Below are 21,013 nucleotides of genomic sequence, written 5' to 3'. Positions count from 1 at the left end.
CCCGAAAAACCATTGATACAACAAGAGTTTGCGTCATATCCCGCCTCGGTCGCCCCCCCTAGAAATGGGTTCGTTTCGCAACAGATAGTGGGGTCGTTCCTCCTCGGGAGATGGCTTTGTTCCGTTGAGCAAATGGGTTCTTTTGCGAGCAGCCCAGCCTCAAACCCGGGTTGACCATCGCGTCGAGGGGCGTGTCTCGGGATCGCAGCATGAGTTGACGTGTGGTTCGAGGAGCGAGGTCCAGGCGGGTTCTCGGGTCGCATGAATCGGGGGAAACCGATCATCCCATACCGAGAAGATCGGGGGATCGAGGAGCCTTGAACACGGTTCTTGCTCGCAACGCGTACGATTTTACATTTTGATCGTTTTGCCATCCTACGAAGGCCGCCCCAACGGATCTCCGCTCCCTCCTATCGAAGGATCAGCCCAAATTGAAGCTCCGATCGACCTTCGTTCCCGGCCCGGGTCGATCGGCCCGTCCGGTTGATCATCGTTACGTGCCAGCAATTCGAGACATGAAATTCAAGGCGGCCAGGGGAAGCGCCGACGAGGCCTGCTGCGGCAAGTCAAAACGGCCGAAGGCTGGAGCCCGGAACTGGACGATTTTGGAACTCCCCCGGCATGCGTCTCACGCCATCGCCAGAGCAGTAGCGAAGTCGGTTCCTCGGGGATAGCATGAGTCGAAAGGATAGGGCCGAAAGTTTATGGAACGGTCGCCAGGAGTCTCTTTTTTCTCCTGTCAAATGTGTAACGGGCCGACAAGCCACCGGAATCAGCGATTTTCGATTCCATTTATACGAACTTACGTCGATTCGTAGTTGGCCGTCTGGAGTAGCGGGGACCCGAGACAGAGGCACCGCCCTTGAAGCTACCCCGAATGCGGTTCACCGTGCGGCGGATGATGGTCGCCGTGGCCTTCGTCGCCTCGGTGATGGGCTTATTCATCACGACGCCTGCTTGGGTGACGAACTGCGGACGACATGGAGATGCTTCGGTCCCCCTCGTATTCCACGCCGTGGATGACCGAGACGGGCGGCCCGTCGTCGGGGCGAAGGTCGAGATGCCTGATGAGATGGGCTCTCCGTCGATCGTGATGACCGAGGCAGATGGATCGGCGAGAACGGCCTGCCAGGCTAGGTTCACCATGAATCGGAACCCATTCGTCCGGCCATACCGAGTCTTCACCTACTGGGACCAGTTGCGGGTCAGGGCAGACGGTTATCAGCCGGTTGAGGGGATGCTGAGAGACTTCATGACCGATCCCGCCTTCCGCACCGACCGGACGGCCCATCCCCCGATCCTGATCCGGATGAAGCGGAAATCTGGCATCAGCAAAACATAAACGAACCAACATACATTAAGTAGCTGCACGAGGTTTCCCGCGATGAACCGGCTCTTCGCCTGGCTTCAGAGGGTGACGGACGGCCACGAGGTGGGGGCCTCGACCCTGGCTGTCGTCATCGTGCTGGTCGGGTCCGTCGTCCTGGCCGTCTCGATCTACCGGGGCTCAATGGCCGTGCTGAACCGCCTCCCCCATCACAAGGAGCGGTGCCCCGGCTGCGGTCGGCGAGCCCTGGCGGTCTGCTGGTGCGACGAGGAAGATGAAGAAGGGGCGGAGCACGCCTACTTCCGGTGCGATCGCTGCGGGGCGAGGTACAGGCAACGTCTGGGCGGGCCATGGGAGGACGCTTCGGCCCCGGAGTTTGCGTCGATGTTCGAGGGCAAGGAGTGATTCCAAACGCCTATTTACTGACACGTGTGGAGTATCGGCGAATGGCGTTGACGGAGCCGCAACCCTATTTCCCAATATGGCTTTACGGGCAGGATCGGCCAATCCTTCGGGGGGCCGGATCGGGCCCCTCCGGCGGGCCGGGGGTGGCCTCAATTCCCCGGGAACTGGGGGTGCGGGGGCAACCCTCCGGCCTCGGCCTTAACCGGCTTCGCTCGATGGAGTTGCGGCTCCGTCAGCGCCATTCAAGTATAGGCGAGAGATTTCAACTGGGTCGTTCGAGGGCGAGCCATGCGTCTTCAAAGATTGTGGGCCTGGCTCCTTCGAGTCCTTCTGGTAATCAACGTCCCCTTCCTCATGATCTCCGTCCTCATCCCGGCGGGGATGGCGTTCAGCATGGCATTCGTCGTTGACTTTGCCGTGGAGAATCGGACGGCCGAGCCGATCGTCGTGACCCCCGTTGGGACGGTTGGCCAGGACGGCTCGCGGTATGCCTTACCCGTCAAGAGTCGCTTTGCCCCTTTCCTCCCTGCCAAACAGGCCGGGGGATTCCGGCTCGCCTCGGGCGAGTGCATCACGATCCGCTATGACATGGATGACATCAACTTCTCGGAAATCTTCGTCGAGGCCACCGGAGGGAGGCGCTTCCAACTCGTCACGGACCGCACCCCGACCGAGAATCAGTACCACGGACCCAGGCAACGACGATTCACGATCGATGACCTGTCGAGGTTGGAAGAGGCCAGGCCGGAGGTAGAGCAGGCGGCTCGAAGAGCCCACCGAAGTCTAACACTGGGACCCATTCTGATCGGATGCTTGATCCTGGTTGGACCTTGGTTCGTCCTCTTTGCCGCCAAATGGGCTCTCAATCGCCTTGGGTGAAGGCGAATCAGACCTTACAAGCGGCCTGTTGCTACCATTAAAAATATATAACAATAATACATATTTTTATATTAAAAACTTTAGCAACCCTGTTAGGCGTCTTGGGAAGTACATTCGACGGACCAGCCCTCTGGGAACAACCAAGCGGCCCCTCGGGGCCATCGAAAGAAGTCACCGCGCGGACCCTGGGCCGGGTATGCTGGGGGTGGCCCGGTCTCGTGCCGGGAATTGCGCCGGCCCGTCCAAAGGGGGCGGAGGGGGGATGATGCCCGTGGCTCCTTCTCGCGAGCAGATTTGCCGATCGACCGCCGAAGCCCTGAGCCTGGCCGTTCCGGGACTCCCCGAGATCCGGGCGGTCCTGGGATTCGACGGGTTCGTCGACGAGATCATCGAGGTCGTCGACACCCGGCACGATGCCGAGCATTACGACCCGGTCTCCAGCATCGCCGCGATGGCCCGGAAGATTCTGGGGGCCTCGGGCGAGTCGAGCAATTATGAGATGGTCATCAAGCAGCGGAAGCTCGGCGGGAATGGGCCGATCATGGCCAACGCCCTGGCCCGGCTCGGGCTTCGCGTGACTTATATCGGGAGCCTCGGGGTCCCGGAGCCGGACCCGGTTTTCCGCGACTTCGCCGGTCGGGCCGAGCTGATCAGCATCGCCAACCCCGGCCACACGGACGCCCTGGAGTTCGCCGACGGCAAGCTGATGCTCTGCAAGCTCCAGTCGCTCTCCGAGGTGACCTGGGAGAACCTGGTCGGGCGGGTGGGACGGCCGGGCCTCTCCGACCTGATGGGCCGGGCCTCGCTGATCGGGATGCTCAACTGGACGATGCTCCCCGGGATGGGGGAGATCTGGGATCGATTGCTGGTCGAGGTCTTCCCCACGCTCCCCGAAGGGCGTCGGACCCTCTTCGTCGACCTGGCCGACCCGGAGAAGCGGACGCGCGGCGACCTCCAACAGGCGCTCGGGACGATCACCCGGTTCCAGGAACGGGTCGACGTGATCCTGGGCCTGAATCTCAAGGAGGCCACCCAGGTGGCCGAGGTCCTGGGCCTCCCCGAGCACGCCGACCGCGAGGCGATCATCGAGGAGGACGCCCGATCGATCCGCCAGGCACTCGGATTATCCTGCGTCGTGATTCACCCGAGGAAGGCCGCCGCCGCCGCGACCTCGACCGAGTCCGCCCTCTTCTTTGGTCCGTTCATCGCGAACCCCAGGATCAGCACCGGGGCGGGCGACCACTTCAACGCCGGCTTCTGCCTCGGTCGGATCCTGGGAATGGGCCTGGCGGAAAGCCTTTGCGCGGGGGTCGCCTCCAGCGGCTATTACGTCAGGAACGCCACCAGCGCGAGCGCGGCCGAGCTGGCCGACTTCGTCATCGACCTGCCGATGCCCCAGGAATGACCCCGCCCTTCGACGATCACCGTAAAGGACGGGGAGTGAATCACTTCCGGCTGGCCTTGGGAGCGTTGTGGAATTCCATGACGCTCACCTGCTTGATGGTCTCGCCATCCTGGAGGAGGACCAGCCCGCCGTCTTCATCGGCGTGCTTCTCGAAGGCCAGCACGGCCTCGGAACCGGGGACCAGATCGGCTCCCCAGAGCACCTTGAACTCGCGATCGGCCAGGGCCTTCGACCCTTGAGCAAACTTCGAGGCGAAGGGGGTCAGGTCCTTGGCCTTCCGGGGCGGCTTGTGGTTCTTCTCGCCGTAGGCCCGATACATCTCGCCGACCTCGCGGAGCGCGACCTGTTCCTCGGAGGGCTCCAGGACGGAAGCGGAGGATCCGCTCCCGCACCCGCTCAGGAGGCTGGCCAGCCCCAGGACCAGCCCGGCGCACGCGATCGGTCGAAGCAAGCTCATCGGAATCTCCCCGGATCGGCTCGAACTTTCCTCGATGGGTCTCGACGATGGTCGGGACCGATGACCTCGCCGCCGGCCCACGACCCGAATCGGGAGTGGTCGGCGTGCGCGATCGCATTCGTGGAACGAGCAGCGTACGGCGGGATCCTGAAGTTTTGATGTGGGCCGGGTGAAGATCGGGCAAAGGCCGAGGATTCCGGTCGACGCGCCGTGCCGTCTCAGAGGCTTTCGATCAGCGGCTTGCCGAGGAGTTCCCGCTTCTTCCGGAGGAAGACCATGTGGTGTTCCAGGTGGCCGACGTACCCTTCCACGAGGTCGGCCAGCGACTCGACCCCACGCTCGGAGTGGTGCCCGATCCGGGCGAATGCCTCATCGGGGAGCCCCCGGAGGATCCTCGCCGTCAGAATCCGGTTGATCGAGAAGACCTCGGTGGCGAGCCCCAGGTCGGTCGACCCGTAATCGAGCGAACGGACGAAGGCATTCTCGTCGTAGCCGATCAGGGCGGGCTCGTCCATGGCGATCACCCGCTTCATCCGCTCGGAACCGACGAGGTCGCTGTCCATCAGGTGGACTACGATCTCGCGGATGCTCCAGGTCCCCGCGATCGGCCGTGCGTCGAGATCCTCGTCGTTCAGGCCCCGGATGGCCGAGGCCGGCACGACCGCCCCGGCCTCGAACTGCTCGATCCAGCTTCGATCCATGACAACCTCCGGCAAATAGGGGAACGCTCGACGAGCGCCCGGACACGCTGGAGCGACCGCGGGTTCGGGCCAACGGCGATCACCCCCCGTGGGGCGAGAATCGGTCGAGTTCCTCGGCCTTGGCGACGACGGTGATCCCATCCTCGGTGATGGACATCCCCCGGGCGAGGTCGGCCTCGCGGTTGTAGCCGACCTCGAAGTGGGGAGGGACCCGCACATCCTTGTCGATGATGGCCCGGCGGATCCGGGAGTGCCGCCCGATCTCGACGCCGTCGAAGAGGATCGAGTCCTCGACAAGGGCGAAGCTGTTGATCCGGACCCCGGGCGAGAGGATGCTGCCGTAGACCTGGCCCCCGGAGAGGATCGCCCCCTGGCAGACGATCGAGTTGTACGCGGCCCCCCGGCGGTCGGCCTCGGAGTGGACGAACTTGGGCGGGGGCATCGGCGGCTGATAGGTGTGGATTGGCCACTCGCGATCGTAGAGATTCAGGATCGGGTCGACCTGGATCAGGTCCATGCTGGTCTGGTAGTAGGCATCGAGGGTGCCGACGTCCCGCCAGTAGGCCCCTTCCTTGCGGTTCTCGTCGCGAAAGGGGTAGGCGAAGACCCTCGAGTCGGCGATCATCCCGGGGATGATGTCGTGGCCGAAGTCGTGGCGGCTGGCCTCCTTCTTCGCGGCGTCGCGGAAGAGTTGCTCGTACATGACGTCGGTGGGGAAGGCATAAATGCCCATCGAGGCCATGACCTGGTCGGGGTGGCCGGGCATCGTGGGGGCGTCGGCCGATTTCTCGACGAAGTCGAGCACCCGACCCTCGGCATCGATCTCGAGGACCCCCAGCTCGCGCGATTGCGACTTGGGCATCGGGAAGCAGGCGATGGTCAGCTCGGCCCGCTTGGCCCGGTGGTATGCGATCATTTCCGCATAATTCATCTTGTAGATATGGTCGCCGGCCAGGATCAGCGTGTCGCGCGGGGCGGCCTTCTCGATCGTGTAGACGTTCTGGTAGATCGCGTCGGCGGTCCCCTGATACCAGTGGTCGGCGATCCGCTGCTGTGGCGGGATCACCTCGATGTACTCGTCGAGCTCTCGGCAGAGGAACTTCCACCCCTGGTCGATGTGCCGGTTCAGGCTGACGGCCTTGTACTGGGTGAGGATCAGGATCTTCCGGAGATCGGAGTTGATGCAATTGGAGAGCGTGAAGTCGATGATCCGGTAGATCCCGCCGAAAGGGACCGCCGGCTTGGCCCGGTCGCGGGTCAGGGGCTCCAATCGGGCGCCCCGACCTCCCGCCAGTACGATGGCCAACACGTCTCGATGCACCCCGCACCTCCGCTCTGACTCGGGACTCGAATCGACCGACCTCGGACCGCTTTACGGTCGCACCCGAAGCGATCGCGTCCGCCGTTTGTTATACAAAACATCAGGCACCCGAGCAAACCTCAGGTTGCGGGTCCTGATATTCTTCCCCGAAATTTGCTACGTTGCCCTCGAAAACTTCCCGAAGGGCCGTCAATCTACGGAATCCCAAATGGTCGATCGAGAGTTTCCCCGGTCGACCGATCCCGCTTTCATGAGCCACCCGAAGCCCCTCGGTTGAGTCCCCGCCCCGCCGACCCTGGAGAGTCTGCCGTGATCGTCCGACCCCGCCCGAGCCGCCGAATCCTCCTGATGGCCGCCCTCCTGCTGACCGCCCGACTCGCCGAAGGCGACGACCGGATCAAGGCCATGCAGGCCGACGCGGTCGCCAACAAGAACGAGAAGCTGGCCCGTCCCTATCACTTCGGCTCGCAAGGGGCCGGCGACGTCTTCACCAACCATGCGAGCCATACCAACCGCTTGATCCCGGTCTACACCTTCGGCCGGAAGCTCGACCTGGGCGCCGTCACCGGGCCCAATAGCCTTTATCGAGACCCCGAGAAGGTCGAGGCCCTCTATGGGTTCCTCCCCGAGCGGACCGTCAACCCCGAGGCCGAGTACGCCGACCAGAGCGACCTCTACCGGGTCCAGAAGGACGCCGTGGCCCGGGGCGTGAAGCATCTCTTCATCGTCTGGTTCGACGGGATGGACTGGGACACCACACGGGCCGCGGCCATCGCCAAGTCCGGGCAAGTTTACGCCGAAGGGAAGGGATCGGGCCTGACCTTCCTGGACTACGACGCCGAGGGCTCGGCGCAATTCGGGTTCTACGTGACCAGCCCGACCCACGACAAGAACAAGGCCGACTTCGATGCCCAGACGGTCGTCATCCCCGAGGACAGCCTCGGTGGGGGCTATGACGCGTCGATCGCCGGGCCGACCCCCTGGACCCTCGGGCCGCTCGGTCCCAAGGCGCCGGGGTATTTCAAGGGCCAGTCGGGCAACAAGTCCGACAAGGACGGGGTAACGCAGGTCGGCGGGGTCCTCCACGCCTATACCGACTCGTCGCAGAGCGCGGGCGAGTTCGCCACCGGGTTCAAGGCCTACAACAACGGGGTCAACGTGACCGACGACGGCCAATTCCCCCCGACCTTCTTCGAGCAGATCCAGGCCCAGGGCTGGAAGGTCGGGACCGTCACCAGCGTGCCGTTCGACCACGTCTCGCCCGCCGCCATGTATGCTCACAACGTCCACCGAGACGACTATCAGGACATCGGCCGCGACATGCTCGGCCTGACCAGCATCGTCCAGGTCGACGGCAAGGCCCCGGCCCACCCGGGGCTCGACGTCGTCATCGGGGCGGGATTCGGCCAGGGCGGGAAGGCCGGCGACATGGCCAAGCAGCAGGGACTGAACGCCGTGGAAGGGAACGCACACATCACCGACGCCGATAAGGCCGCCATCGCCGTCGAGAACGGCGGGAAGTACGTCGTCGTCCAGACCACGACCGGGATCAACGGGCCGGAGGCCCTCGCCCAGGCCGCCGATCGGGCCGCCCAGGGGGACCATCGCCTCTTCGGCTTCTACGGCAAGACCTCGTTCAATCACCTCCCGTACCGGACCGCCGACGGCGGGTACGACCCCGTCGCCGGGGCGACCGGCAAGTCCGAGAAATACTCCCCGGAGGACCTGGCCGAGACCCCCAAGCTCGTCGACCTGACGAAGGCCGCCATCAAGGTCCTGTCGAGCAAGCCGGGACAAACCTTCGCGCTGTTCGTCGAGGCCGGGGACGTCGACTTCGCGTTGCACGACAACAATCTCGACAACGCCATCGGGGCCGTGATTAGCGGAGACGAGGCCGTCCGGACGATCATCGAATGGGTCGAGAAGAACAGCAACTGGGACGACTCGGCCCTGATCGTCTCGGCCGACCACGGCCACTACCTCGTGATCGACGACCCGTCCGCGCTGGCCGGTGCCGCCAAGTGAACTGGGGAAGGGTTATCCCAGATCAATGGATCGGCGCGTCTTCGGGCGCGTCGAATCCCTCGGGAAGCGACTCCAGATAAGGCCCCACCAGCTCCTCGGGCGATGCGGGCATCTCCCCCCGCTCGCGACGATGCAGCTCGGAGGCGAGCAGGACGACCAGCCTCGCTTGGCGGGCCCGCTCGGCGTCCAGGGAAGCCAGCCATCGCGAGCGATCGCCGATCCATCGCCTGGCGATGAACGAAGATTGATACCAGCCGGCCAGGGCCTCCGGCGACAGGGCACGCGAGGAGGGCGGATCGCCGGGCCCCGACTCGAAGATCAGGGGATCATGGTGTGCCATCCGGGCCCGGAGGCGCGACGGCTTGTCCACCTGGGCCAGCCAGTTCGCGGCGAGGAGTCGGGCGACGCGGAGGCTCCGCTCTCGCTCTTGCTTCAGCAGCAGGGCCAGTTCCCGGGCGGTCGATCGGGCGGTGTTGGGTACGGCCCAGTGCCTCCAGTATCCCGAGAGGTCGCCGTTCGGGTCGGAATAGACGGTATCGAGCGACCGGTCGAGCTTGTCCCCGTGCTCGGCCAGCACCCGGAGAAAGAGCCGATATTCCACCTTCACCCCGTCCGAGGCGGGGGGGGTCAGAGCGTCGGCGGCGATGACCCCGTCGAGGGCCTCGCGGAGCAACCCGGCCTCGACCCGAGGGTCGGCGGCCCAGGTCGACAGCCGCCGACAGGCCAGCTCATGAAGCCGGACCCCGATCGACCGCTCGATCATGCACCCGTGCCGCCCGACGTGCCGACTCGACTGAAGAATTCCGAGATACCACGCCCAGGCCCCGTCCAGATCCCCGGCCTCCTGCAACCTCGTCCCCTCCAGGGACGCCAACCGGGCCAGGCCTTGAATGTCCTCGACCACCGGTAACTCGGTGTCGGGCGTCATGTCCCTGGGCTGGTGATAGATCGCCTCGGGCCTTCCTGTACCCCGGAGCCAGGCCGACAGGGCGTCGCGATTGGCCTCGACATGCCCTCGCCAGGCGGGATCGGCCCGCGACCACTCCTCGTCGGGATCGGCCTCCCCCGTCTTGGTCCAGGCCAGCTTCGGCCAGGGGCGGCCGAGCATACTGGAGGCGTGGCGATATTCCACGAATGCGTCGCGATCCGCGGGAATATCGATCGTCCCCGACGCCTCCAGGTCGAGCGGATCGCCGAGGTCGGGCAGGCCCCAGAGCTGGGTGCCCCACCAGACCAGGAAGCATGCCGCCATGAGGGCCGGAACGCCCAGAGCGAAGACCACCCCCAACCGTCGGCGGGCCCGCATCCTCACGCGACGCGTGAACGCCGAGATCTTTCCAATGACCCGCATTCCTGGAAGTCCCTCCGCGATCGCCCATCTCTTCGACGAATCAGGCCCAGGCGGATTCTATCGAAACATCGCCGAGGGATTCAATGACGTTTGTAAAACATAGCCAAACTCGGCCATCGAGACCGAAGCCATGGTGCCCTTCGTTCCAGGTCGCGCCCAAGAATCCCCGCCCCAGACGACTTGAAACATCCCCGAAATCGGCGAAACTCAGGGCAGAGGCACGCGAGAGGCCCAACCGAGACCCATCAGCGAAGGTGAATCATGGCTACCCGCGTCCAATGGCTGGGGCATTCGTGCCTGCTGATCGAGAGCGACGGCAAGCGAATCCTGATCGACCCGTTCCTCGATGGCAATCCGAAGGCCGCCGCGAAGCCCGAGGATGTCCAGGCTGATGTGATCCTGGTCTCGCACGGCCACGAGGACCACCTGGGGGACACCCTGGCCATCGCCCGGAGGACCGGCGCGACGGTGGTGGCCAACTATGAGCTGGGGAACTGGCTGAAGGAGCAGGGCCTGACCGAGGTCCACGGGATGCAGCACGGGGGAGGCTGCCAGGTCACCCCGACGATCCACGTCAGGCTGACCGTCGCCTTCCACGGCTCGACCCTCCCTGGGGGCGGCTACGGCGGGAACCCCTGCGGATTCCTGATCACGCTGGCCGACGGGAGCCGGATCTACGACGCCGCTGATACCGCCCTCTTCGGCGACATGAAGTTGATCGGCGAGGAGGGCCTCGACCTGGCCATCCTGCCGATCGGCGACTATTACACGATGGGGCCAGCCGACGCGATCCGGGCCGTGAATCTCCTCCAGCCCAAGGCCGTCCTGCCGATCCACTACAACACCTTCCCGCCGATCCAGCAGGACGCCCACGCCTGGGCCGAGCAAGTCAACGAGAAGACCTCGACCCGGGCCGTCGTCCCCGAACCCGGCGGGTGGGTGGAGGTTCGCTGATCCGGAAAGGGAGTTCGTCCTTGTCAACGCCCGGGGTTCGGGATCCGATGGATCTTTCTCGACCTGGGATCCTTGTAGCTGAGTTCGCTTCCCGCGCGGAGCTTTCGTGGGAAGATGACGAGAGTCTTGCAGCGTGGCATTGTGGCCGAGATCGCCAGGAATCCCTCGATCCCTTCCGTGGCATAGAGGGCAGCGCCGAGTCGCTGAGTTGGCGCGTCATTGTTCGGGTGAACAAGTTTCCAATCACCGGTCAATTCCTGGGCGGATATCCCAAGCCGCTTTCGTTGCCTAACATCGGTCAAATCGGCGACTGATTGCAATTTGACATCAATGTCGAGGAGGTCCCATTTGCTCTGGTCAGGATCGGGAATAGGACGATCGGGAGGGCCGTACTGCGCGCGGACCTCATACAATGCTACGGTCAAACTTTCGGCAAGGTAGAGGATCTCAAAGGGCAGATCGGCCGCATTTCCCTGGCTGAATCGCGAACGAAGGCTCAATGTATGCGAGGAGCCGAGGGCTGCGTCCGAATACTCTGGCCTGATCGCCCGATACCACTTTTCATCGACGGGCCGGAGATCTAACCGCTCGCAGGCCGACAACCTCACGTAAACATTCCATACTTAGCTGCATCAATTTGTTCTCTGATCCTCGCTTCTTCCGGGGTGCCCAGCAACTCGATCGGGGCCCGCCCCTCGAAGATCACATTCGGCATTCGGAGCCAGATTTCCGGCTCGTCCACGATGCCCATGATATCGTCCAGGAGCGACGGATCGATGGCCGATAATTTCGGAGATTCCGCCTTCGACCGGTTCCCGGATTTTTTCGTCTGCGTGGCCAACCCGAGCCATCTCCGGCCTGTCTGCGTCAATCGATACAGCTGGCCCTCGCCTTGGGCTAGCCCTTCGGCGGTCAATTCCTGAAGGGCCCGCCGGACCTCGTTTCGATCTTGGTGGAGGCTCCTCGAAGCGTTCAGGAGACCTGAAAAGGAGCGAGGGCCGTCCGCCAGCGATTTGAGCAGGCAGAGCGACAACGTCACCGGGCGGCGAATCTTCTTCGCCACCTTCGGTGAACCCGGTGCAGGGCCCGGATCGACTTTCGGAACCTTCTGCTTTGCATCCTTCATCGCACGGCCCCTCCGCCCTCGATCGATTTGGCCATCCGACTTCTAAACTTGCTCGTCGAATCAGCCAAAATCAGCTTACTCGGTTTTCGTCGAGGTGTCGATTCGAAGGGCGGTGGGCCTGCCGGGTCCATCAAGGCTTTCGGGCCGGTTCCTCCGGTGATTCCAGGGCTTTTCGGGCCTCGTCGGCCTGGAGGATCGCGAATTTCGGGTTGATGGCCAGTGCCTTGCCCAGGTAGGTCCGGGCCTGCTCGGCGTCGCCGAGTTTCTTGCGGATCATCCCGGCGTGGAAATAGAAGTTGGGGTCCTTGATGCCCAGGCGGAGGGCATCATCCATCACCTTGGCGGCCTCCTCGACCTGTCCGTTCTTGTAGAGGCACCAGGCGAGGTTGTCGGAACCGAAGACGTCCTGACGCTCGGCGTGGTCTTTCCGGGCGAGTTCCAACGCCCGAGGGAGATCTCGGTCGTGGTCGGCCAGGAACTTGGCGAGGGCCCTCCGACGCTCGGAGTCGTCGCCGGTGACCTCGAAGACCCGATCATAAGCGGATTTGGCCTCATCGGGACGCCCGGCCTTGACCAGCAGGTCGCCCAGGGCGGCCAGCATGTGGGCGTCCGGGCCGATCGCGACGGCCTGCTTCATCCGGTCGATGGCCAGGTCGAGATCCCCTTCGACGAAGGCCACCCGAGCGAGCCCGTAGGTGGCGTCGTGGAAGGAATCCACGCCCTCGGGAACTCGCTGATAGAACCCCTTCGCTTCCTCGATCCGGCCGGCGTTGAAGGCGAAATCGCCCAGGATCGCGAGATACCAGGCATCGGCCTTGGGCTTGCCCGACTTGCGGACCAGGCCCGCAGCCTCGCTCATCAGGCTGGTCGCCTCTTCGGTGTTCCCCTTCAGTTCGGCCAGATTGGCCAGGCGGGCCAGGACCTCGGCGACCGGGACCGCCCGATGGAGCTTCCGGAGGGTCTCCTCCCCCTCTTCGTAACGGCCGATCTCCAGGAGGGCGTCGGACATCGTGGCCAGGGCATCGATGTCGCCGGGATCTTCGGCCAGGAGCTTCCGGGCGATGGCCAGCCCCTCGACGAATTGATGGCGGCTGCAGAGCACGCTCGCCAGGGCCGCTTCGGTCTTGGGGTGATCCGGGAAGAGCTTCAGCGAGGCCCTCAGGGCCTTCTCGGCCTCGGCGAAACTGGCGAGGTCGCCCGTCTGCTTCGCCTTCCGATCGTAGAGGTCGCCCAGGTAGCGATAACTGTGGAAGTCCGCCGGATTCGCCGCGACCTTGGCCCGGAAGAACTCGATGGCCTGGTCCATCGTGAAGTTGTACGCCGCGAGCCCGCCATCCTCCGGCGATGGCTCGTCCGGTGGAATCGGCGCGATCTCGTCGGGCTGGGGGGGGAGCGGGGCCGGTCGGACGGCGGGAGCCTGCGCGGGGCCTTCGGCCTTGATCCGAGGGGGATCCATGACCAGGGACACCACGCCAGCCAGGACGATCGCGAACAACCTCAGACGACCCATCATCGATCTCTCTCCCGGTTTAAACCCTTTCATCTTCGATTGATGACCGGCATTGTCGGATTGCAGGGCTCGGATCGCGGACATCAGGGACGGCCCATCCGATCCGGATCCTCGCCCTGCCATCTCGACCTTCCCGACGGATTCGAGGTCAGTTCGAACCGGAGCTCATGTGCTTCCGGATCTGAGTCTGACTTTGCCGGAGGACGGCGGTCACCGGGTTGGGTGTCCCCAGATAGGGGAAGCTCGACCGGAAGTACGAATCATTGACCACTCGGTCGCTGGTGACGGCCCCGTTGGTCAGCAGGCCAAGCTCGATGTCGACCACGTCGTCCTTGAGCCGTCGACCGTTGGGGAACCCATCGGTCGAGGTCGTGTCGAAGTGCGAGAGATCTGGCAGCAAGAGATTGACCAGCGAGGTCGCGGTCGCCTCGGGGAGCCCGAAGACGGTCTGGAGCCGGTGGCTGGCGACCGGGCGGAGATTCACGTCATCCGACGGGTACAGGAAGTTGAACTGATCCTGGAGGCCATTGGGCAGGACCTCCCGGTTGATGGTCCGCGAGAGCGGCACGACGACCGTATTGATGGCCGGGATGGCCGTCCGATCGTACTGGGCGAAGCCCCGGCCATCGCCGGCATTGGCGACCACCCGCTCCCAGACGGCGATGTTGGGGTTTCCCATGCTCGACTGGACCCGGAACCGCGGGACCTCGAAGACGATCGCCAGGGTGTTGAAGCCGCCGAAGAAATTGTTCGGGAAGTTCGGCGGGAAGAGCCACCGGGCCGGATTCGCGCCTTCGGGCACATCGGGGAGCGGGATGCCCATCGAACTCAGGGTCAGCTCGCGATTGACCCGTGCGACCGCGTTGGCGTCGAAGAAGAAGGGATCGTCGAAGATCCCGGCCGTCACCTTGCCGCCGCCCCGGAGGCTCACGGGGTTCTTGCTGTTGGTCACGCCCTGGGCCAATACGCGCGTCTCGAACTTGTCGTTCAAGAGCGTGACTGTGTAGCCCTGTCGGCCGGTATTGTTCGGGCCGGTGAAGACGATCCGGAAGACCTGCTCGGTGAGATCCAGGTCATTGCCGTCGTTGCTGATGTGCAGCTCGTAGACCGCCCCAGGGAAGAAGAACGACGGGCCGACGATCCCCGCCCCGGGGCTCATCGTCATGATGAAGACGGTGTTGTCTTTGTTGCTCGGCGACTGGAAAACGTAGAGGTCGTTCAGGTCGAGGGCGCCGAGATCGCCGTTGCGATCCGTGATCTTCGGGCCATCTCGGTGGTCGGCGGCTCTCGTCGGGAGCGCGAAGAGGAGACTCGCCATTAACCCGATCGCAAGGCCTGATCTGAGACCGCAGGGGGGGAGCCGGAACATGATGTTGTCTCCGTCGATGAAGTGGTCGGGAAACGCCCGAGCACGACCAGGGGCCTCTCCAGTGCAGCACTCATGATCGAGACCGTGGATCAAACGATGCGCAGCAGGGACCGCACAACTCGATGCGAGACAGCCTCGATCGGCAAAGACTGCACAAGAGAACTTTGATGTTCCAAGAACTTATTGAGCGCCGGCCCGAAAATCGAGAAAAAAAATCCTAAATGGGGGATTTAGGGGGAAAGCACCCAATATCGCAAAGAAATAAGTCTAACCGGTTCAACGGAGATGCGCCGATTAGGCGGATTCCCCGAACCGATCTCATTTTTCCGATCGGGACAATCTCCGACCCGTCGAGAGTGACACTCATGAGACGAGCCCCGCCGTCGACGCGTCATCGATGGCGGGGCTCGTTTCGTTCGATCTGTCGATTTCGGCCCAGGATCGTCAACGCCGATCCGAGCGAGCCGACCCTTGTCCCGAGGGCCTGATGGAGGATCACCAGGCGATCGTGCCGGCGATTTGATCGTTGATGATGATCGCACCGGCGGGAATGACCGCGCCGGCCGCGATCGTCGAGTTCTCGATGTAGGCCCGGCGACCGATCACCGCCCCATTACCGATGCTCGAGGTGTCCACGACCGCCCCGGCTCCGATGGTCACGTTGTCACCGAAGGTCGAGGAGGCCGACGGCCCACCCAGGATGACCGACCCGTTGAGGGCCCGGAAGCCCTTGCCCACGCCAATCACGCCCAGGTTGGTGGTCTTGGTGGCGATCGTCGTGACGGTCGTGCCGGTGAAGGCAACGCCCTGGGCATTGATCCCGCTGGTGGCGGCAGTGGTCGTCCCGGAGGTGGCCGTCGGGGCACCGGCTGATTTCACGACCGATGTCGTCGTGTTTGTGGTCGTCTCGCCCGTGACGGTCGTGGTCGTTGTGGTGACGGTCGTGGTCGTCGTCGCCTGGACCCCGCCCAGGGGCGAGTGGATCGAGACGTTGTTGCCCAGCTTCGCGATCGCGCGGAAGGTGAACGGCTGGCCTTCGTCGGCCCGGATCGAGACGCCCTGGCCGAGCGCGGATTGGACCTTGCCGGCGGTCTGACCGAATGTGACCTGGCCGATCACCCTCGCGGGGAATCGGTAGGAAGTATTCTGGTCCAGGGAAGCCAGCGAAGATCCATCGGCCGAGGCAAATAAGGGCGTGCCCGCCGTCGGCTCGAAGGGGACATTCTTCGAGCCCGGTTCGCTGCTGGCCCCGAGGATATTGTTCAAGGCGCCAAAATAGATCCCCGAGCCCGAGGCCAGGATGGGACCCGGAATCGGACCAATACTGGAGGTCCCGCCGGTGGCGCTATTGCCGTGGAAGAGCGTGGCGTAACCGATGGCCAGCGCCGAGTTGGCGGCGATCACCTTGGTGGTGGTCGAGGCGAACGAATCGGAGGGGGTCACCCGGACCACTCGCCCCAGGGACGGGTCCGAAGCCTGGGCATTGGTGGTGACGCTGGCGCCGGGGAGGACCCGGAACCCGGAGGGTACGGTCACGCCCGGCCCGACTCGGGCCAGTGCCCCGACGAAGGCACCCGGCTCGATGATCGCGCCGATGATCCGGGCGTTAGCCCCGATCGAGGTGGGCTCGCCGCCGATCCGACCGATTGAGGACGGGCCTCGGACGATCGCGCCGTCGCCGACCACCACGTTGTCGCCGACGAGGATGCCGGTCAGCCCCGACCGACCGGATGGGTTGGCGATCAGGCGGGCGTTGTCCTGAATCGTCGTGCTCGACCCGATCTTGATCACGCCTCGCGATGCGTCGAGCGTCACGAAAGGGGCGATGAAATCCTTCTGGCCGACCGATGCCCGATTCCCGGCAATCACGTTGACCGTGGGATCGATGAAACTCGCCGTGGCGTAGGGCGACTCCAGCGGCAGGACCGGCGTGTTCGGGCGGACTGGGGGAACGCCAGGCGAACTCGCCAGGATCGCCCGAACTTCGGCAGGGACCGAGGTATGGCTGCTCATGACCAGGCGATCTTCCAGCCCCTCCTGCCGAGGCCGGAAGCCCCGAATACCCCGACATTCCACGATACCCATCATCTCGCCCCCGATATCTCGCCCCCGAGGCCCAGCTCTCACCCTTCTTTATCGGGCTCAAGCAGAACCGGAACGACCAATATCGAGAATATAATACAATCAGGACATCTGTCAGTTCTGCGGACGATGGACAATCGGGGCAATCCGAAATATCCGCTCAAACCGCGAGGGAGACCGCTCGGACTTTCTGGCGTTCGACGGTGACGGTGATCGTCAGGGAGAGGGCCCCGCACCCGGCGATCGTCAGGGCCATCGGGAGCCCCGTCCCGTCGTGGAAGATCCCGACGATGGCCCCGGTGGCGGCCCCGACGGTGAACTGGAGCGTCCCGAGCAGGGCCGAGGCCACCCCGGCCTGATGCGGGAACGGGGCCATCGCCGCGGCGCTGGCGTTGGGCAGGATCAGGCCGACCGTCGCCAGGCAAAGGAAGATGTCGGCGAAGAAGGCGACAAATCCGCCCGCGCCCGACCAGGCCAGGATTGGCAGGATCAGGCACGCCGCCGCGTTGACCATCGAGGCAACCCGGAGGATGGCGTGGGTATCGAAGCGTCGGGTCAGCCGACGGTTCACCTGGGCCATGCCGATCAGGCCGATGGCATTCCCCGCGAAGATCAGGCTGAAGGCGTTCGGCGAGAGCCCGTAATACTGCATGAACAGCGAAGGGGCCGAGGCGACATAGGCGAAGATCACCCCCAGGGCCAGGCTGACCGGGCCGGCATAGCCCATGAACCGTCGGTCGATGATCATCCCGGCATAGCGTCGGGCCAGTTCCGAGGCGGAATCGCGGGACCGAGCCTCGATGGGGTGCGTCTCGGGAAGATCCACCGCGACCGCCAGGCCGCAGAGGCACGCGAACCCGGCGAGGGCCCAGAAGATCAGGCCCCAGCCGCCGAAGCCCATCAGCCACCCGCCCACCGAAGGCGAGATGATCGGCGCGATCCCGATGACCAGCATCAGCATCGAGTAGACCCGGGCCGAGTCCGCCTCCTCGAACGAGTCGCGGACGACCGCGCGAGCGATGACCATCCCGGTCGCCCCGGCCAGCCCCATGACGAACCGGGCGAGGATCAGGCCCTCGATCGACCGGACGTAAGCACAGGCCACGCAGGCGACCGCGAAGGCGACCGAGCCGAAGAGCAGGGGGCGTCGACGACCCACCCGATCCGAGATCGGCCCGCAGATGAGCTGCCCGACCGCCAGGCCCGCCAGGAAGAGCGAGAGCGTCAACTGCATCGCACCGCCCGGAGCCTTCAGGTCCCGCTCGATCTGCGGGAACGCCGGCAGATACATATCAATCCCCAGCGGACCGAACGCGTCGAGCAGGCCCAGCAGGAGGATGAAGCGGAACGAGGGCCGGACCGTCTCGCGGCGCGGGAGCGTCGGCGGATCTTCGAGGAGCATCGATGGGTCTCGGGTCGCGAAGGCCGGAGGGAGAGTTCGGCGGGAGTTCGGATGCGGTTCAGGAATATCGTAGGGGGCAGGGCAATGGGGAAGGTGCCGACGGGCCGGGATCGGACGGCATCCGACCCCGGCCTCGCGTCAAGATCATCCAGCCACTTTTACTTCTCCGCTTTCGGCAATCCGCGAATCCATTCCCCGATCATCTTGACGGCCTGGCGGTCGACCTCGGTCGAGACCAGGGGGGGCATCTGGTCGGCCCCTCGGCGCGAGATCCGGTAGTGGAGGATCGATCGCTCGGGGGCTCCGGGGGCGATGACCTGGGCGTCCTCGATCCCGAACTTCGAGTGGACCGGGGGCTCTCCGATCGCGTGCATCCCCCGCTTCGATTTGTCGAGACTCAGCTCGATCAGGGCGTTGCCTCCCCCCTCCTTGACGTGGCAGATCGAGCAATTCACGCTCAGGTACGACCGGACCCGGGCCTCCAACGAGGCCTTTTCGTCGGCAGGATCGACCAGCGAGGGTTTACCAGCCGACCGCTCGGGGAGCGGGCCCTCGAAGAGGCCGATGTGATCGAAGGTGTCGAGCTGGTTGGCGACCTTCCCGCCGTAGTCGTGGTCGCGGTCGAGCTGGCTCGGGGTGAAGCCCAGGGTGAAGCCCATCGCCCGGGAGTGGCACGAGAGGCACTCGGCCCTCGCTGGGAACCGCCAGATCTGCTCGCGACGACCGCCGGGGGCGGCGGGATCGGCCACCTCGAACTCCTCGGAGTCGCCCGAGGAACCGACCAGCTCGGCGTCGGTCTGGTCCTCGTTCCATCGATAGGAGTAGCCGACCCATTCCCCTTGCTGGCGGGTCAGGAGACGGGTCTCGACCTTCCGGGGGGTCGGCTTGCCGGAACCGTCCAGTACGTCGAGGCTGAGCGTCTGCGCCAGGACCGAGCCATTGGGGAAGGTCCAGGCCCCTCCGGCGTTCCTCTGGGACTTCTGCTCGATCCGCTCCAGGCCGGGGATGGCGGCGAGGTGCTCCATCTTCGCGCCGTCGGCCCATTGGGGGGCGATCACGTCGAACGGGATCGCGGCGGGGTTGGGCTTGAGCGGGGCGACCGAGGCGAAGACGCCGGTCCGGCTCAGGCGGGTGGGGAATTCCCCGGGGATCTTGTCGGCCTCGGTGGTGGGCTCGAACCGGTAGAAGCCGGTCACCTCGTCGATCACGTACATCTCGCCGGAGTGGTCGGTCCCGAACCCGGTGAGGCTGAACGGGGTGTCGACCAGTTCCTTGTGCCAGGCCACCTTGTCCCCGACGACCTTGATCCCCCAGATCTTGCCGGTGGACCAGTCGCCGTAGATATAAGCCCCCACCAGGTCGGCGATATGCCCCCGGTAGACCCGGCCCCCGGTGAGCGATCGGGCCTCGCTGTGGGCATGTTCGGCGGTCGGCGGCAGGATCGGATCGGGGCCGGGCTCGCGCTGGACCCGGAAGGAGTGGCTCCCCTCGCTGATGCTCCAGCCGTAGTTGCCCCCCTTCTTGATGAGGTAGGCCTGCTCCCAGAGATCCTGACCATTGTTGCCGACCCAGAGCTGGCCCGACTCGCGGTCGAAGCTCATCCGCCAGGGGTTCCGAAGTCCATAAGCCCAGAGTTCGGGCCTGGCCCCGGGACGGTCGACGAACGGGTTATCCCTGGGGACCGAGTAGTTCTTGCCGCCGTCGGGATGGTCGACGTCGATCCGGATCACCGAGCCCGGGATGTCGCTGATCTTCTGGCCGGTCAGGTTGGCGTCGGAGTCGCTGGAGCCGTCCCCCGCCGTGGCGTAGAGATAGCCGTCATTGCCGAAGGCGACGTCCCCGCCGTCGTGACCGTTGGAAGGCCACTCGATGATGAGCTTCTTGGTGGCCGGATCGATCCGGTTCGGCATCTTGGGGTCGACCGTGTAGCGGACCACCTGGGTGGTCTTGGGCCGGCCACGCATCGGGCCGTTCAGGCCGAGGAAGAGGTAGCCGTTTTTCTGATAGTCGGGGTGGAAGACCATGCCGACGGCGAGCCCGTCGATGTTGTCGAGCAGGGTCACGGTCTCGGAGGCATCCTGATCATCGGCGAAGGCGACGATCCGCCCCGGGCCGGCCCAGAAGTTCATGTGTTCCAGGACGAACAGGCGATCGGTCCCCGGCTCGGGGGCCAGGACCAGGGGCGACTTGACGGTCACCTTGGGGAACGCCCGGACCATCTTGTAGGGCAGGAGCGGGTCGGGCGAGCCGACGACGCTGGAGTCCTCCCAGGGGAGCCGACGCTCCAACCCGGAGGGTTTCTCGGCGGCCGGCCCATGGGCGAGGACGACGGAAGTTGCGAGGACCAGGACGGTCGAGGCGAAGACTCGAAGTGATCCCATGAGCTGGGGCCTCTCGGCGGGTCGAGTTGATGAGAAGACGGGTCGGTCTGGGGCGGATCGCGGAGAGGTCGGTGGATCTCCGATTCGGACCGAATGCGATTTTATCCGGGAAGCAGCGCCTTCGCCATCGAGCGAATTTCACTTCGGGCCGCCGATTTACAGCGGTCAAATTCGGATCATCCTCGACCCAGGATGGCCAATTAAGACTGGCCGCCGACCCGATCAAGCCAACGCGTCATCAACCCAACTGGCACGCCCCATCCCCTCGGCAGGATCCGGGGGTTCGCGAGGTGCGGGTAAACCGCGAGTCGCTCGATG

Annotated in this window: 17 protein-coding genes; 6 read left to right on the top strand and 11 right to left on the bottom strand. The window is 64.7% G+C overall.

Annotated features, from left to right (window positions below; translation table 11 throughout):
* The first annotated feature begins 877 nt into the window (after positions 1–877).
* The 4 genes from P12x_RS14145 (at position 878) to P12x_RS14130 (ending at position 4,016) form a co-directional block, all read left to right on the top strand.
* Entirely contained in the window at positions 878–1,342 is a 465-nt protein-coding gene (locus P12x_RS14145) for a hypothetical protein (protein ID WP_435011516.1), read from the top strand.
* A gap of 42 nt (positions 1,343–1,384) precedes the next feature.
* Complete coding sequence (locus P12x_RS14140) at positions 1,385–1,732, top strand: hypothetical protein (protein ID WP_435011515.1); 348 nt, start codon at positions 1,385–1,387, stop codon at positions 1,730–1,732.
* A 288-nt stretch (positions 1,733–2,020) separates the two neighbouring features.
* On the top strand, positions 2,021–2,611 hold the full coding sequence (locus tag P12x_RS14135; RefSeq protein ID WP_435011514.1) for a hypothetical protein: 591 nt from the start codon (positions 2,021–2,023) through the stop codon (positions 2,609–2,611).
* Between the two features lie 262 nt (positions 2,612–2,873).
* Complete coding sequence (locus P12x_RS14130) at positions 2,874–4,016, top strand: PfkB family carbohydrate kinase (protein ID WP_435011513.1); 1,143 nt, start codon at positions 2,874–2,876, stop codon at positions 4,014–4,016.
* Between the two features lie 40 nt (positions 4,017–4,056).
* On the opposite strand, the gene P12x_RS14125 is transcribed toward P12x_RS14130, so the two are convergent.
* The 3 genes from P12x_RS14125 to glgC all read right to left on the bottom strand — a co-directional run bounded on the left by P12x_RS14125 (position 4,057) and on the right by glgC (position 6,495).
* Positions 4,057–4,473 carry a hypothetical protein gene (locus tag P12x_RS14125; protein WP_435011512.1) on the bottom strand — a complete coding sequence of 139 codons (417 nt, stop codon included), beginning with the start codon at positions 4,471–4,473 and terminating at the stop codon, positions 4,057–4,059.
* A gap of 218 nt (positions 4,474–4,691) precedes the next feature.
* Positions 4,692–5,174, bottom strand: coding sequence for a DinB family protein (locus tag P12x_RS14120; protein ID WP_435011511.1), 483 nt, complete (start codon positions 5,172–5,174; stop codon positions 4,692–4,694).
* Between the two features lie 79 nt (positions 5,175–5,253).
* Positions 5,254–6,495 (bottom strand): glucose-1-phosphate adenylyltransferase, encoded by a 1,242-nt coding sequence (gene glgC / locus P12x_RS14115; protein ID WP_435011510.1) that lies wholly within the window; start codon positions 6,493–6,495, stop codon positions 5,254–5,256.
* Between the two features lie 309 nt (positions 6,496–6,804).
* Between glgC and P12x_RS14110 the strand changes: the two genes are divergently transcribed.
* Positions 6,805–8,520 (top strand): alkaline phosphatase, encoded by a 1,716-nt coding sequence (locus tag P12x_RS14110; RefSeq protein WP_435011509.1) that lies wholly within the window; start codon positions 6,805–6,807, stop codon positions 8,518–8,520.
* 22 nt (positions 8,521–8,542) lie between these two features.
* On the opposite strand, the gene P12x_RS14105 is transcribed toward P12x_RS14110, so the two are convergent.
* Positions 8,543–9,871, bottom strand: coding sequence for a hypothetical protein (locus tag P12x_RS14105; protein ID WP_435011508.1), 1,329 nt, complete (start codon positions 9,869–9,871; stop codon positions 8,543–8,545).
* Positions 9,872–10,132: 261 nt separating this feature from the next.
* Between P12x_RS14105 and P12x_RS14100 the strand changes: the two genes are divergently transcribed.
* Positions 10,133–10,825 carry a metal-dependent hydrolase gene (locus P12x_RS14100; RefSeq protein WP_435011507.1) on the top strand — a complete coding sequence of 231 codons (693 nt, stop codon included), beginning with the start codon at positions 10,133–10,135 and terminating at the stop codon, positions 10,823–10,825.
* A gap of 23 nt (positions 10,826–10,848) precedes the next feature.
* On the opposite strand, the gene P12x_RS14095 is transcribed toward P12x_RS14100, so the two are convergent.
* From P12x_RS14095 to P12x_RS14065, 7 genes are all read right to left on the bottom strand, one after another.
* Positions 10,849–11,427, bottom strand: coding sequence for an RES family NAD+ phosphorylase (locus P12x_RS14095; protein ID WP_435011506.1), 579 nt, complete (start codon positions 11,425–11,427; stop codon positions 10,849–10,851).
* Positions 11,428–11,429: 2 nt separating this feature from the next.
* A complete protein-coding gene (locus P12x_RS14090) occupies positions 11,430–11,741 on the bottom strand; it encodes an MbcA/ParS/Xre antitoxin family protein (RefSeq protein WP_435011505.1) in 312 nt (103 codons plus the stop codon).
* A gap of 340 nt (positions 11,742–12,081) precedes the next feature.
* Positions 12,082–13,464, bottom strand: coding sequence for a tetratricopeptide repeat protein (locus tag P12x_RS14085; RefSeq protein WP_435011504.1), 1,383 nt, complete (start codon positions 13,462–13,464; stop codon positions 12,082–12,084).
* A 145-nt stretch (positions 13,465–13,609) separates the two neighbouring features.
* Positions 13,610–14,779 (bottom strand): DUF4331 family protein, encoded by a 1,170-nt coding sequence (locus P12x_RS14080; protein WP_435011503.1) that lies wholly within the window; start codon positions 14,777–14,779, stop codon positions 13,610–13,612.
* 546 nt (positions 14,780–15,325) lie between these two features.
* Entirely contained in the window at positions 15,326–16,843 is a 1,518-nt protein-coding gene (locus P12x_RS14075; protein ID WP_435011502.1) for a carbonic anhydrase/acetyltransferase, read from the bottom strand.
* 229 nt (positions 16,844–17,072) lie between these two features.
* A complete protein-coding gene (locus P12x_RS14070; protein WP_435011501.1) occupies positions 17,073–18,314 on the bottom strand; it encodes a Bcr/CflA family multidrug efflux MFS transporter in 1,242 nt (413 codons plus the stop codon).
* A gap of 158 nt (positions 18,315–18,472) precedes the next feature.
* Positions 18,473–20,695 (bottom strand): PQQ-dependent sugar dehydrogenase, encoded by a 2,223-nt coding sequence (locus P12x_RS14065; RefSeq protein WP_435011500.1) that lies wholly within the window; start codon positions 20,693–20,695, stop codon positions 18,473–18,475.
* Positions 20,696–21,013: the final 318 nt, after the last annotated feature.

The sequence above is a fragment of the Tundrisphaera lichenicola genome, from assembly GCF_051175385.1.
Lineage (GTDB): Bacteria > Planctomycetota > Planctomycetia > Isosphaerales > Isosphaeraceae > Tundrisphaera > Tundrisphaera lichenicola.
Note: the sequence above shows the minus strand (reverse complement) of the source record. Positions and strands in the feature narration are given on the sequence as shown.

Coding starts and splice junctions, on each gene's coding strand:
- P12x_RS14145 (WP_435011516.1), top strand. CDS start 878: ATGCGGTTCACCGTGCGGCGGATGATGGTCGCCGTGGCCTTCGTCGCC.
- P12x_RS14140 (WP_435011515.1), top strand. CDS start 1,385: ATGAACCGGCTCTTCGCCTGGCTTCAGAGGGTGACGGACGGCCACGAG.
- P12x_RS14135 (WP_435011514.1), top strand. CDS start 2,021: ATGCGTCTTCAAAGATTGTGGGCCTGGCTCCTTCGAGTCCTTCTGGTA.
- P12x_RS14130 (WP_435011513.1), top strand. CDS start 2,874: ATGATGCCCGTGGCTCCTTCTCGCGAGCAGATTTGCCGATCGACCGCC.
- P12x_RS14125 (WP_435011512.1), bottom strand. CDS start 4,473: ATGAGCTTGCTTCGACCGATCGCGTGCGCCGGGCTGGTCCTGGGGCTG.
- P12x_RS14120 (WP_435011511.1), bottom strand. CDS start 5,174: ATGGATCGAAGCTGGATCGAGCAGTTCGAGGCCGGGGCGGTCGTGCCG.
- P12x_RS14105 (WP_435011508.1), bottom strand. CDS start 9,871: ATGCGGGTCATTGGAAAGATCTCGGCGTTCACGCGTCGCGTGAGGATG.
- P12x_RS14100 (WP_435011507.1), top strand. CDS start 10,133: ATGGCTACCCGCGTCCAATGGCTGGGGCATTCGTGCCTGCTGATCGAG.
- P12x_RS14085 (WP_435011504.1), bottom strand. CDS start 13,464: ATGATGGGTCGTCTGAGGTTGTTCGCGATCGTCCTGGCTGGCGTGGTG.
- P12x_RS14080 (WP_435011503.1), bottom strand. CDS start 14,779: ATGGCGAGTCTCCTCTTCGCGCTCCCGACGAGAGCCGCCGACCACCGA.
- P12x_RS14075 (WP_435011502.1), bottom strand. CDS start 16,843: ATGAGCAGCCATACCTCGGTCCCTGCCGAAGTTCGGGCGATCCTGGCG.
- P12x_RS14070 (WP_435011501.1), bottom strand. CDS start 18,314: ATGCTCCTCGAAGATCCGCCGACGCTCCCGCGCCGCGAGACGGTCCGG.
- P12x_RS14065 (WP_435011500.1), bottom strand. CDS start 20,695: ATGGGATCACTTCGAGTCTTCGCCTCGACCGTCCTGGTCCTCGCAACT.